10 protein-coding genes are annotated in these 13,294 nt (G+C 68.0%); 4 read left to right on the plus strand and 6 right to left on the minus strand.

What is annotated here, in order from left to right:
• Nucleotides 1–117 precede the first annotated feature (117 nt).
• The 3 genes from B0W88_RS23380 (at nt 118) to B0W88_RS23390 (ending at nt 3,786) form a co-directional block, all read left to right on the plus strand.
• Nucleotides 118–1,728 (plus strand): gamma-glutamyltransferase family protein, encoded by a 1,611-nt coding sequence (locus B0W88_RS23380; protein WP_077037027.1) that lies wholly within the window; start codon nt 118–120, stop codon nt 1,726–1,728.
• A gap of 161 nt (nt 1,729–1,889) precedes the next feature.
• On the plus strand, nt 1,890–3,218 hold the full coding sequence (locus B0W88_RS23385) for an MFS transporter (protein WP_077037028.1): 1,329 nt from the start codon (nt 1,890–1,892) through the stop codon (nt 3,216–3,218).
• Between the two features lies 1 nt (nt 3,219).
• On the plus strand, nt 3,220–3,786 hold the full coding sequence (locus tag B0W88_RS23390; protein WP_077037029.1) for a GNAT family N-acetyltransferase: 567 nt from the start codon (nt 3,220–3,222) through the stop codon (nt 3,784–3,786).
• On the opposite strand, the gene ugpQ is transcribed toward B0W88_RS23390, so the two are convergent.
• The 6 genes from ugpQ to B0W88_RS23420 are packed head-to-tail and all read right to left on the minus strand — an operon-like array spanning nt 3,778 to nt 9,013.
• Complete coding sequence (gene ugpQ / locus B0W88_RS23395) at nt 3,778–4,527, minus strand: glycerophosphodiester phosphodiesterase (RefSeq protein WP_077037030.1); 750 nt, start codon at nt 4,525–4,527, stop codon at nt 3,778–3,780. The two genes, B0W88_RS23390 and ugpQ, sit on opposite strands and share 9 nt — an antisense overlap.
• On the minus strand, nt 4,524–5,522 hold the full coding sequence (gene ugpC / locus B0W88_RS23400) for a sn-glycerol-3-phosphate ABC transporter ATP-binding protein UgpC (RefSeq protein ID WP_077037031.1): 999 nt from the start codon (nt 5,520–5,522) through the stop codon (nt 4,524–4,526). The genes ugpQ and ugpC overlap by 4 nt, the downstream gene beginning before the upstream one ends.
• Entirely contained in the window at nt 5,522–6,373 is an 852-nt protein-coding gene (gene ugpE / locus B0W88_RS23405) for a sn-glycerol-3-phosphate ABC transporter permease UgpE (protein WP_077037032.1), read from the minus strand. The genes ugpC and ugpE overlap by 1 nt, the downstream gene beginning before the upstream one ends.
• On the minus strand, nt 6,366–7,259 hold the full coding sequence (ugpA, locus tag B0W88_RS23410) for a sn-glycerol-3-phosphate ABC transporter permease UgpA (RefSeq protein WP_077037033.1): 894 nt from the start codon (nt 7,257–7,259) through the stop codon (nt 6,366–6,368). The genes ugpE and ugpA overlap by 8 nt, the downstream gene beginning before the upstream one ends.
• 7 nt (nt 7,260–7,266) lie before the next feature.
• The gene (gene ugpB / locus B0W88_RS23415; protein ID WP_077037034.1) at nt 7,267–8,583 is read right to left on the minus strand and encodes a sn-glycerol-3-phosphate ABC transporter substrate-binding protein UgpB; all 1,317 of its coding nucleotides are present in this window, start codon (nt 8,581–8,583) and stop codon (nt 7,267–7,269) included.
• Nucleotides 8,584–8,605: 22 nt separating this feature from the next.
• Nucleotides 8,606–9,013 carry a hypothetical protein gene (locus B0W88_RS23420; RefSeq protein ID WP_077037035.1) on the minus strand — a complete coding sequence of 136 codons (408 nt, stop codon included), beginning with the start codon at nt 9,011–9,013 and terminating at the stop codon, nt 8,606–8,608.
• Nucleotides 9,014–9,264: 251 nt separating this feature from the next.
• Between B0W88_RS23420 and B0W88_RS23425 the strand changes: the two genes are divergently transcribed.
• Entirely contained in the window at nt 9,265–13,137 is a 3,873-nt protein-coding gene (locus tag B0W88_RS23425) for an FAD/FMN-binding oxidoreductase (RefSeq protein WP_077037036.1), read from the plus strand.
• Nucleotides 13,138–13,294: the final 157 nt, after the last annotated feature.

The raw sequence follows: 13,294 nt of genomic DNA on the forward strand, positions 1-13,294 counted from the left end.
CTCCAGGGGTGGGGAAGTTGTAGTGGCTCAACGAGCGCTTCACAAGGCGCGTTGACCGCCCCGCCGACGTTTGCAAATCCTTACAGCTGCACTTCGATCGCTCACAATCAGCTCGCCATGACCCATACCTTCGACTGGACCCAGCACTACCCCAGCCAGCGCAGCCCGCTGTTTGCCCGCAACGTCGTCTCCACCTCGCACCCGCAGGCCGCGCAGGCGGGGCTGCGTATGCTGGCGGCGGGTGGCAATGCCGTGGACGCCGCCATCGCCACGGCGGCCTGCATGACGCTGCTGGAACCCTGCAGCAACGGCCTCGGCTCGGACGCCTTCTGCATCCTCTGGGATGGCCAGCGGCTGCACGGCCTGAATGCATCGGGCCCCGCGCCGATGGCCTGGACGCCGGAGCGCTTCGACGGCGCCGTGCCGAAGCGCGGCTGGGATTCGGCCACCGTACCCGGTGCCGTGGGCGCCTGGGCCGCCTTGAGCGAGCGCTTCGGCAAGCTGCCCTTCGCCGACCTGATGCAGCCGGCCATCGAGATCGCCGAGCGCGGCTATGCGGTGCCGGTGATCGTGCAGGGCAAGTGGGCGCTGGCGGCGGCGCTGCCGGAACTGACGACGCAGCCCGGCTTCGCCGAAGCCTTCCTGCCGCGCGGCCGCGCGCCACGGGTCGGCGAGCTGTTCCGCTTCCCCGGCGCCGCCCGCAGCCTGCGGCTGATCGCCGAGACGAAGGGCGAAGCCTTCTACCGCGGCGAGATCGCCGCCGCCATCGCTGCGCACTCGCGCGCCCACGGTGGCGCGATGAGCGAGGCCGACCTCGCCGCCTACCGGCCGGAATGGGTGACACCGATCTCCCAGGCCTACGCCGGCCACGAACTGCACGAGATCCCGCCCAACGGCCAGGGCATCGCCGCGCTGATCGCGCTGGGCATCTGCCGCCACCTGGACCTGGCCGCGCTGCCGGTCGACGGCGTCGAGCACACGCACCTGCAGATCGAGGCGATGAAGCTCGCCTTCGCCGACGTCTACCGTTACGTGAGCGCACCCGGGTCGATGAAGGTGAGCGTCGACGAGTTGCTGGACCCGGCCTACCTCGCCGCCCGCGCCCGCCTGATCGACCGCAGCAAGGCCCAGGATTTCAAGGCCGGCAACCCGGTCAAGGGCGGCACGATCTACCTCACCGCCGCCGACGAGCGCGGCATGATGGTCAGCTTCATCCAGAGCAACTACATGGGCTTCGGCTCCGGCGTCGTGGTGCCGGAGTGGGGTGTCTCGATGCAGAACCGCGGCCACGGCTTCACGCTGGAGCCCGGCCATGCCAATGTGGTGGCGCCGGGCAAGAAGCCCTTCCACACGATCATCCCGGCCTTCCTCACGAAGGACGGCCGGCCGCAGATGAGCTTCGGCGTGATGGGCGGCAATATGCAGCCCCAGGGCCATCTGCAGACGCTGGTGCGCATGCTGGACCACCGCCAGCATCCGCAGGCCGCCTGCGATGCGCCGCGCTGGCGCTTCAACGACGGGCTGTCGATCAACGTCGAGCCCCATATGGACCCGGCCACGATCGCCGGCCTCGCCGCGCTGGGCCACCAGATCGGCGACATCCACGACAGCTACCAGGACTTCGGTGCCGGCCAGTTCATCTGGAAGCTCGATGACGACGCCGGTGAGGATGCGGGTTATGTGGCCGCCAGCGACCCGCGCCGCGATGGCGCCGCGGTTGGCTTCTGAGCTTCGAGACGCTAAGATCGCCGGACCATGACCAAGCTCCTCGACCGCACTCGACGCCCCGCGCCTCGCCGTTCGCGTTGAGTGTCTGCGCGCGCTGCGCAGCCTGGTCCCGCACTCGCCAGACTCTGTGCCTGAGTGCCTGTTGTTTCCCGGAGTTCCCCATGCTGACGACCCGGCCGCTGAGCTGGTTTGATGCCGTATTGAATGCCGTCCGCCTGCCCCCCGGCGACCTGCTGCGCGACGCCATCTACCGCCGCCTCTGGACCTCGATCCTGATCAGCTCGCTCGGCGGGCAGATCACCATGCTGGCGCTGCCGCTGACGGCGGCCGTGCTGCTGCATGCCAGCCCCACGCAGATGGGCCTGCTGACGGCCGTCGAGATCGCGCCCTTCGTGCTGTTCTCGCTGCCCTCGGGCGTCTGGCTCGACCGGGTGCGCAAGCTGCCGGTCTACGTCCTCGGCGAGACCCTGCTGGCCTGCGCGGTGCTCACCGTGCCGCTGGCCGCCTGGATGGGCTGGCTGGGCATGAACTGGCTCTACGTCGTCGGCTTCGTGCTGGGCATGGTCAACACCACCGCCGGCAGCGCCGCACAGATCGTGCTGACCCAGGTGGTCGAGCGCGACCGGCTGGTCGAGGCGCATGCCAAGAACGCGCTGGCTTCCTCCGGCGCGGACGTGGCCGGCCCCGGCATCGCCGGCCTCTTGATCAAGCTGCTCGGCGCGCCGCTGGCGCTGGCGGTGGACGGCTTGCTGGTGCTCACCTCGGCCATGATCCTGCGCGGCATCCGTGTCAACGAGGTGCTGCACAAGACCAGCGGGGCCGAGTTCTGGCGCGACCTGAAGGCCGGCCTGAACTTCGTCTGGCGGCGCCGCGTGCTGTTGAGCCTGGCCTCGGCCGTGGGCGGCTGGCAGTTCTGCAACAACGCGGCCCAGGTCGTGCAGATCCTGTACGCCACGCGCACGCTGGGCCTGTCGGGCCAGACGGTGGGCCTCTGCTACGTGGCGCTGGGCGCCGGCACGGTGCTGGCCAGCATCTTCGGCCACCGCATCAGCCGCCGGCTCGGGCCCGGGCCCTGCCTGGTGTCGGGCATCTTCGTCACCGGCCTCGGCTGGAGCCTGCTGCCGCTGATGCCGGCCAACGCGCTGGGCGTGGCCGCCTTCGCCTTCATGCTGTTCTGTTTCGGGTGCGGCGCGGTGCTGATCTTCATCAACTTCCTGTCGCTGCGCCAGTCGGTCACGCCGGCGCCGATGCTGGGTCGCATGACCAGCACGATGCGCTGGCTGATCCTGATCCCGGCCGGCCCCGGCGCGCTGATGGGCGGCTGGCTGGGCGAGCATGTGAGCCTGCGCGCCTCGCTGATGATGGCCGGCGGCTGCGCGCTGGCGCTGTCCTGGGTGGCCTGGCGGCATCCGGTGATCCGGCAGTTGCGCGAGCTGCCCAAGGTCGAGGCGGCGGCCGATCACAGCGGCCTGACGGCGGAGCTGAGCTGACATGAACCCCTTGCTGATCGAGGTGCCGGAGCGGATCGAGACCGAGCGGCTCCTGATCTCGGTGCCCAGGCCCGGCGTCGGGCCCGCGCTGAGCGCCGCCGCGGCCGAATCGGCCGAGCTGCTCAAGGCCTGGCTGCACTGGGCCCAGCAGCTGCCCGACTACGAGCAGGCCGAGGCCACCGTGCGCCGCCAGATCGCCGAGTTCGTGCTGCGCGAGGCGCTGCGCTACCAGATCTACGACCGCGCGCCTGAGGGCCGGCGCCTGCTCGGCGGCATCGGCCTGCTGCGCATGGACTGGGAGGTGCGGCGCTTCGAGATCGGCTACTGGCTGCGCAGCTCCGCGCAGGGCAGGGGTTATGTCACCGAGGCGGTACTTGCGATGACCAGGATGGCCTTCGAGACCTTGCGCGCCCGCCGCGTCGAGATCCGCATGGATCCGAACAACGTCCGCAGCCGGGCGGTGGCCGAGCGCTGCGGCTTCGAGCTGGAAGGCATCCTGCGCCACGACGGGCTGACGCCGCAGGGCGAGCTGCGCGATACCTGCATCTACGCGCGGGTGTCAGCCTGAACTCGGAACCGCGCCGGCCGAGAAACGATCCACCGCATCGGTGATGATCCCGTCGATGCCGTTGCCGATCAGCCATTGCGCGCTGGCCTCGTCGTTGACGGTGTAGACCGCGGCCTTCATGCCGGCGAGGTGGATCGTGTCGATGGTGGCGCGGTCCATCAGCGTGTAGTTGGCGACGATGCCCGCGCAGCCCAGGCCCCGGGCCTGATCCAGCCAGCCGGGCTTCAGCGCGTCCAGCAACAGCGCGCGAGGCAGTTCGGGCGCGGTCTCGGCCACGCCGATCAGCGCCTCGGGCTTGAAGGAGCTGAACACGACCGGCAGTTCGGGCCACAGCCTCAGCACCTCACGGCCGACCACCTGCCCGGTCTCCAGCTCGCGGCCTGTCGTGGGCTTGATCTCGATGTTCAGTGCATGGCCGTTGGCCAGGCAGAACTGCGCGATGGCTTCCAGGCTCGGCAGCATCTCGCCGGCGAAGGCGCGGCTGTGCCAGGCGCCGGCGTCGATGCGCGAGAGCTCGGCCCAGGCGCGCTCGCCGGCGATGCCGCGCTCGCGGGTGGTGCGGTTCAGCGTGTCGTCGTGCAGCAGGAACGGCTGGCCGTCGCGGCTCAGCTTCACGTCGCACTCGAAGGCGCGGTAGCCGTGCTGAGCACCAACGCGGAAGGCTGCGAGCGTGTTCTCGGGCGCCAGCTTGCCGGCGCCGCGGTGTGCGATCCAGAAGGGCAGGGGCCAGGTCTTGCTCATTGTTCGAGGATCCTTTTGCCTGTGCTGGTATCGAACCAGTGCTGATGCGCCTCGCTGACGGCGATCTTCAGCGCATCGCCGGCCTGCGGGGCCGCCAGCATGGCGTCGATGCGCACCGTCAGCGCCTGGCCGTCGTCCAGCCGGCCGTGCACCAGCCGCTCGGCGCCCAGCATCTCCACCAGCTCGACCTTCAGCGGCCACCCTTCGCCGGCGATGGCGATGTGCTCCGGCCGGATGCCCAGCAGGCGCCCGCCGTCGCGTTTCAGCAGGTTCATCGGCGGGGAGCCGATGAAGCCGGCGACGAAGGTGCTGGCCGGGCGCGCATAGACCTCGTCCGGCGTGCCGATCTGCTCGATGCGGCCGGCGTTCATCACGATCATGCGCTGGGCCAGTGTCATCGCCTCCACCTGGTCGTGGGTCACGTACAGCGCGGTCACGCCCAGTTCGCGGTGCAGCTTCCGGATCTCCAGCCGGGTCTGGCCGCGCAGCTTGGCGTCGAGGTTGGACAGCGGCTCGTCGAACAGGAAGACCTGCGGGCTGCGCACGATCGCCCGGCCCATGGCGACGCGCTGGCGCTGGCCGCCGGACAGTTCGCGCGGCCGGCGCTGCAGCAGGCCGCCGAGCTCGAGGATGGCGGCGGCCTTGTCCACGCGGGCGCGGATCTCGTCGGCCGGCAGCTTCGCGATCTTCAGGCCGTAGGCCATGTTCTCGAACACGCTCATGTGCGGGTAGAGCGCGTAGTTCTGGAACACCATCGCGATATTGCGCTCGGAGGGCTCCACCTCGTTGACGACGCGCGCCCCGATCGCGATCTCGCCGCCGCTGATCTCCTCCAGCCCGGCCACCATGCGCAGCAGCGTGGACTTGCCGCAGCCCGAGGGGCCGACGATGACGACGAACTCGCCGTCGGCGATCTCGGCGCTGAGGTCCGGGATCGCGTCGGCGGTGGCGCGCGGGTAGCGCTTGACGAGGTTTCTGATCGAGATGCTTGCCATTACTTTTCTGCGTCGACGAGGCCCTTGACGAACCAGCGCTGCATCAGCACGACCACCAGCGCCGGCGGCAGCATCGCCAGCAGCGCGGTGGCCATGATGATGTTCCATTCGTTGGCGGCCTCGCCGCCGGAGATCATCCGCTTGATGCCGATGACGACCGGGTACATGTCCTCGGTCGTCGTGGCCAGCAGCGGCCACAGGTACTGGTTCCAGCCGTAGATGAACTGGATCACGAACAGCGCCGCGATCGACGTGGCCGACAGCGGCAGCAGCATGTCGAAGAAGAAGCGCATCGGGCTGGCGCCGTCGATGCGGGCGGCTTCCAGCAGTTCGTCCGGCATCGTCATGAAGAACTGGCGGAACAGGAAGGTGGCGGTGGCGGAGGCGATCAGCGGCACGGTGAGGCCCACATAGCCATTGAGCAGGCCGAGGTCCGAGACCACCTGGTAGGTCGGCCCGATGCGCACCTCCACCGGCAGCATCAGCGTGACGAAGATCGACCAGAACACCAGGTTCTTCAGCGGGAAGCGGAAGTAGACGATCGCGAAGGCCGAGAGCAGCGAGATCGCGATCTTGCCCAGCGCGATGCCTAACGCGCAAACGAGACTGACCCACATCATCCGCGCCACCGGGGCGTGCGAGCCGGAGCCGGTGTCGTTGCCGAAGAGCGCGGCCTTGTAGTTGTCGATGCCGTGCGTGCCGGGCAGCAATGGCATCGGCGCCTGCACGACCTCCTGCGCCGTGTGCGTGGAGGCGACGAAGGCGATGTACAGCGGGAACGCGACGATCAGCACACTCAAGATCAGTACCAGGTGCGAGAGGGCGGTGAGGGCGGGGCGGCGTTCAACCATATTGCACCCGTCGCTCCACGAAGCGGAACTGCACGACCGTCAGTGCGACCACGATGCCCATCAGCACGACCGACTGCGCCGCCGAGCCGCCCAGGTCCAGCGCCTTGAAGCCGTCGTAGTAGACCTTGTAGACCAGGATCGCGGTGTCCTTGCCCGGGCCGCCGTGGGTGGCGGCGTCGACGATGCCGAAGGTGTCGAAGAAGGCGTAGACGATATTGATCACCAGCAGGAAGAAGCTGGTCGGCGAGAGCAGCGGGAACACGATGGTCCAGAAGCGGCGCCAGGGCCGTGCGCCGTCGATCGCGGCGGCCTCGATCAGCGATTTCGGGATCGACTGCAGGCCGGCCAGGAAGAACAGGAAGTTGTAGGAGATCTGCTTCCAGATCGCGGCCGCGACGATCAGCGTCATCGCGTCCCTGCTGTCCAGCAGCGGGTTCCAGGCGATGCCCCAGTGGCCCAGCTGCCAGGCCACCACGCCGATGGCCGGCGCGAACATGAACAGCCACAGCACGCCGGCGATGGCCGGGGCCACCGCGTAGGGCCAGATCAGCAGCGTCTTGTAGACCGAGGCGCCGCGCACGACCCGGTCGGCCATCACCGCCAGCAGCAGCGCGAGGGCGATGCCGAAGACGGCGACCAGCACCGAGAACAGGGCGGTGGTCTTGAAGGAATCGAGGTAGGACGGATCGGCGAACAGCTGGCGGAAGTTGGCCAGGCCGACCCATTCGGTGGAGGTGCCGAAGGCATCCTGCTGCTGCATCGATTGCAGCAGCGCCTGGCCGGCCGGCCAGAAGAAGAACACGCCGATGACGATCAGCTGTGGCGCGAGCAGCAGCCACGGCAACCAGCGCGAGCGGATCTGGACGCGCTTCTGTGCACCACTCACCGCGCACTCACTTCGAGTTGGCCTTCTGGAACCTCTCCAGCTGCTCGTTCCCCCGCGCGATCGCCGCCGCGATGCCTTCCTTCGCCGTCTTCTTGCCCGCCCACACGCCCTCGAACTCCTCGTCGATGATCGTGCGGATCTGGACGAAGTTGCCCAGGCGCACGCCGCGCGACTTGTCGGTGGTCTTGCGGATCATCTGGGTCACGGCCACGTCGGTGCCGGGGTTCTCCTTGTAGAAGCCGCTCTTGTCGGTCAGCTCGTAGGCGGCCTTGGTGACCGGCAGGTAGCCGGTGCGCTTGTGGCTCTCGGAGGCCACCTCGGGCCGCGACAGGTAGGCGAAGAACTGCGCGATGCCCTTGGTTTCGGCCGGCTTCTTGCCCGCCATCACCCAGAGGCTCGCGCCGCCGATCACGGTGTTCTGCGGGGCGCCGGCCACGTCCGGGTAGTAGGGGAGCGGGGCGATGCCGTTGGCGAACTTGGCGCTCTTCCTGATATTGGCGTACAGGCCCGAGGAGCCCGTCATCATCGCGCACTCGCCGGAGACGAAGGTGGCGTCGGCCGCATTGCCGCGGCCCTTGTAGACGAACAGGCCCTGCCTGGCCATGTTCGCCAGGTTCTCGATGTGGCGCAGGTGCAGCGGCGTGTCGAAGGCCAGCCGCGTGTCCAGGCCGCCGAAGCCGTTGTTCTTCGTCGCGTACTCGACGTTGTGCCAGGCCGAGAAGCTTTCCAGCTGCGTCCAGCTCACCCACGAGGTGGTGAACGGGCACTTGTGGCCGCTGGCCTTGAGCTTGGCCGCGGCCAGGGCCACCTCGGGCCAGGTGGACGGCGGCTTGTTCGGGTCCAGGCCGGCGGCCTTGAAGGCGTCCTTGTTGTAGTGGAAGACGGTGGTCGAGCTGTTGAAGGGGAAGCTCAGCATCTGGCCGTTGGGCGCCGTGTAGTAGCCGGCCACGGCCGGGACGTAGGCGGCCTGGTCGAACTTGGCACCACCGCTCTTCATCACCTCGCCCACCGGCACGATGGCGCCCTTGCTGGCCATCATCGTCGCGGTGCCCACCTCGAAGACCTGCAGGATGTGCGGCGCATTGCCGGCGCGGAAGGCGGCGATGGCCGCCGTCATCGATTCGTCGTAGCTGCCCTTGTAGCTCGGGACGATCTTGTAGTCCTTCTGGCTGGCGTTGAAGTCACGGGCCAGGTCGTTGACCCAGTCGCCCAGCGCCCCGCCCATCGAATGCCACCACTGGATCTCGGTCTGGGCGTGGGCGGCGGTGCTAACGCCGAGAGTGAGCAGCAGGGCGGCGGCGAACTTGGTGGAAAGGGTCTGCATCGGCTTGTCTCCGTTGTTGTCCTCAGATCAGGCCCGCCTTGCGGCGCTCCTCGTCCGGATTGCATTTCGCGTCCACGGTCTTGTCGACCACCACGAGCTCCCAGTCGCGGGCCGTGGTGCTCGCGCGCCGGGCGCCCAGCACGTAGCTTGTACACGGCTGGACCGCAAAGGAGTATGACTTCTGCACAACGACGTTCGAGAGTTCGGCAGGTGCGGCCTCGAGCACCAGAGAGCGCAGGCCGGGGTCGACGTTCAGCCGGATGTGGTTCTCGCCGAAGAGGATCTGGCCGTCCACCGAGACGATGCGCACCGGGAAGGTCAGCATGTCGGCGCGCTGCATGCGATCGACTTCCAGCCAGGATTTGGACAGCGACGAGCAGGCGCTGGCGAGGATGGCGAGGGTGAGGACGGACCAGGTGCGCAGGCGCATGGAAGTGTCGGCAGTTGTGAAGCCGGTCATTGTGGCCAGCGCGCCCCGGCCCTGGCGTGGGGACTTGCCCGGGGCGCGGGGCACTCCGTCTAAACCCTGAGTTACGATGCCGAGCTGGCGTGAAATCCAGGCCTCTCCCTCAACCGGGGGCAGCGCCCGGGCACGTCCAGTATCAGCCCGGCCACAAGCCTGCAGACTGCCGCCGCCCCGTCCCTAGCCGTTCCTCTGGGTGCCCCGAGCGCCCGGCCGCCATGAATGCACCGCATCCGCTGATGCCCGGCGTTAGCGCCGATCCTGCCGCCCACGGAAACACCGCGCCCCGCCTGCGCGAGATCCCGTACAACTACACCTCCTTCTCCGATCGCGAGATCGTCATTCGCCTGCTCGGAACCCACGCGTGGGGACTTCTGAACAAGCTGCGCGAGGAACGCCGTACCGGCCGCTCGGCCCGCATGCTCTACGAGGTGCTGGGCGACATCTGGGTGGTGCAGCGCAATCCGTACCTGCAGGACGACTTGCTGGACAACCCCAAGCGCCGCGGCCAGCTGATCGAGGCGCTGAACCATCGCCTGACCGAGGTCGAGCGCCGCCGCGACCCGAACAGCGACCCGCAGCGCGACGCCCACGTGGGCGAGCTGCTGGCCGCCGCGCGCAATGCGGTGGCGGCCTTCGGCCGCATGTTCAGCGACGTCTACGAGCTGCGCAAGCGCGCCCAGCGCGTGCTCGGCCGCCACACCGCCAAGGACAACATCAAGTTCGACGGGCTGTCGCGCGTCTCGCACGTCACCGACGCCACCGACTGGCGCGTCGAGTACCCCTTCGTCGTGCTGACGCCGGACACCGAGGCCGAGATGGCCCAGTTGGTCAAGGACTGCATCGAGCTGGGCCTGACCATCATCCCGCGCGGCGGCGGCACCGGCTACACCGGCGGCGCGGTGCCGCTGGTGTGGAACAGCGCGGTCATCAACACCGAGAAGCTGGAGGCGCTGCAGGGCGTCGAGCTCGTGCAGCTGCCCGGCGTCGAGAAGCCGGTGGCGACGATCTTCAGCGAAGCGGGCGTGGTCACCCAGCGGGTCGCGGACCTCGCTGAACTTCACGGTTATGTCTTCGCGGTGGACCCGACCTCGGCCGAGGCCTCCTGTGTCGGCGGCAACGTGGCGATGAACGCCGGCGGCAAGAAGGCCGTGCTGTGGGGCACGGCGCTGGACAACCTCGCCTCCTGGCGCATGGTGACGCCCGAGGCCAAGTGGCTCGAGGTCACGCGGCTGAACCACAACCTCGGCAAGATCCATGACGTCGAGGTCGCGAGCTTCGAGCTGAAGTATTTCGACGCGACCGGCAAGACGCTGGAGCGCACCGAGCAGCTCGACATCCCCGGCCGCGTGTTCCGCAAGGAAGGCCTGGGCAAGGACGTCACCGACAAGTTCCTCGCCGGCCTGCCCGGCATCCAGAAGGAAGGCTGCGACGGCCTGATCACCTCCTGCCGCTGGATCGTGCACAAGATGCCGGCCCATGTGCGCACCGTCTGCCTGGAGTTCTTCGGCAACCCGAAGGACTGCGTGCCGTCCATCGTGGACATCAAGGACTTCATGTTCGAGGAGATGAAGCGCCCCGGCGGCGCCATCCTCGCGGGCCTGGAGCACCTGGACGACCGCTACCTGAAGGCGGTGGGCTACGCGACGAAGAGCAAGCGCGGCGGCCTGCCCAAGATGGTGCTGATCGGCGACATCGTCGGCGACGATGCCGACGCCGTCGCCCGCGCCACCAGCGAGGTCGTGCGCCTGGCCAACGGCCGCAGCGGCGAGGGCTTCATCGCGATCAGCGCGGACGCACGCAAGAAGTTCTGGCTCGACCGCAAGCGCACGGCGGCGATCTCCCGCCACACCAACGCCTTCAAGGTCAACGAGGACGTGGTCATTCCGCTGCCACGGATGGGCGAGTACACGCTGGGTATCGAGCGCATCAACATCGAGCTGAGCCTGCGCAACAAGCTGGCACTGGTCGGCGCGCTGCAGCAGCTGTTCGAGGGCGGCAACATCCCCCTCGGCAAGACCGACGATGCCAACGAGATCCCCACCGCCGAGCTGCTGGAAGACCGCGTTGGGCAGGCCCTGACCCTGCTGGCCGAGGTCCGCGCGCAGTGGCAGGGCTGGCTGGACGGCATCGAGCAGCATTTCCCCGAGCTGCAGGACCACACGCTGCGCGCCTCCTGGAAGACGCAGATCCTCAAGCCGCTGCAGGCGCTGTTCAACGGCGCGGCCTTCCTGCCGCTGATCGACGAGCTCAAGCGCATCCACAAGGACGTCCTGCGCGGCCGCACCTGGGTGGCGCTGCACATGCACGCCGGCGACGGCAACGTCCACACCAACATCCCCGTCAACTCCGACAACTACGAGATGCTGCAGACGGCCCACGAGGCCGTGGCCCGCATCATGAAGCTGGCGCGTTCGCTGGACGGCGTGATCTCCGGCGAGCATGGCATCGGCATCACCAAGCTGGAGTTCCTGACCGACGACGAGCTGAGCGGCTTCGCCGACTACAAGGCGCGCATCGACCCCGAAGGTCGCTTCAACAAGGGCAAGCTGCTCCGCGGCCAGACCACGTATGCCGACCTGACCAACGCCTACACGCCCAGCTTCGGCCTGATGGGCCACGAGTCGCTGATCATGCAGCAGAGCGACATCGGCGCGATCAGCGAGTCGATCAAGGACTGCCTGCGCTGCGGCAAGTGCAAGCCGGTCTGCGCCACGCACGTGCCGCGCGCCAGCCTGCTCTACTCGCCGCGCAACAAGATCCTCGCCACCTCGCTGCTGGTGGAGGCCTTCCTGTACGAGGAGCAGACGCGCCGCGGCGTGTCGATCAAGCACTGGGAGGAGTTCGAGGACGTGGCGGACCACTGCACCGTCTGCCACAAGTGCGCCAGCCCCTGCCCGGTGAAGATCGACTTCGGCGACGTCACGATGAACATGCGCAACCTCTTGCGCAAGATGGGCAAGAAGAGCTTCCGCCCGGGCAATGCCGCCGCGATGCTGATGCTCAACGCGACCAACCCCGAGACGATCAAGCTCGCCCGCACGGCGATGGTGGACGTGGGCTTCAAGGCCCAGCGCATGGCGCACGATCTGTTCAAGGTGCTGGCGCGCAAGCAGACGAACGCGCCGCCGGCCACGGTGGGCACCGCGCCGATCAAGGAGCAGGTGATCCACTTCATCAACAAGAAGCTGCCGGGCAACCTGCCGAAGAAGACCGCCCGCGGCCTGCTGGACATCGAGAACAAGGACTACGTCCCGATCATCCGCAACCCGCAGACGACCACCTCCGACACCGAGGCCGTCTTCTACTTCCCCGGCTGCGGTTCGGAGCGCCTGTTCAGCCAGGTGGGCCTGGCCACGCAGGCGATGCTCTGGCATGCGGGTGTGCAGACGGTGCTGCCGCCTGGGTATCTGTGCTGCGGCTATCCGCAGCGCGGCTCGGGCCAGTTCGACAAGGCCGACAAGATCATCACCGACAACCGGGTGCTGTTCCACCGCGTGGCCAACACGCTGAACTACCTGGACATCAAGACGGTGGTGGTCTCCTGCGGTACCTGTTATGACCAGCTGCAGGGCTACAAGTTCGAGGAGATCTTCCCCGGCTGCCGCATCGTGGACATCCACGAGTACCTGCTGGAGAAGGGCATCACGCTGGGTTCGACGCAGAGCTATCTGTACCACGACCCCTGCCACACGCCGCTGAAGCAGCAGGAACCGATGAAGACGGTGAAGGCGCTGGTGGGCGAGAACGTCGTCAAGAGCGATCGCTGCTGCGGCGAGAGCGGGACGCTCGGCGTGACCCGGCCCGACATCTCCACGCAGATCCGCTTCCGCAAGGAGGAAGAACTGCGCAAGGTCGAGACCGAGCTGCGTGACAGCGGCAAGGTGGCGGCGGCCGAGAACCTGAAGATCCTCACCTCCTGCCCGAGCTGCCTGCAGGGCCTGAGCCGCTACGGCAACGACCTGCAGAACGGCCTGCTGGAGGCGGACTACATCGTCGTCGAGATGGCCAACCAGATCCTCGGCGCGGACTGGCTGCCGGCCTATGTGAAGAAGGCGAACGAGGGCGGGATCGAACGCGTTCTCGTCTGAGTTCGCGCGAGCCTCTCTCCTACACGCGCCGGCCGGCGGGAGGCTGAGACTGGATTCATCGCCACCGATCAATCGGGTGTGCCATGAAACCAGTCGTCGTTCCCGTTCTTGCCGTGATGATCGCCGCCGCTGGCGCCGCCTGGGCGCAGGCGGTGAT

Origin of the sequence: Pelomonas sp. KK5, assembly GCF_001984095.1 — a bacterium.
In the GTDB taxonomy this organism is placed as follows: domain Bacteria; phylum Pseudomonadota; class Gammaproteobacteria; order Burkholderiales; family Burkholderiaceae_C; genus KK5.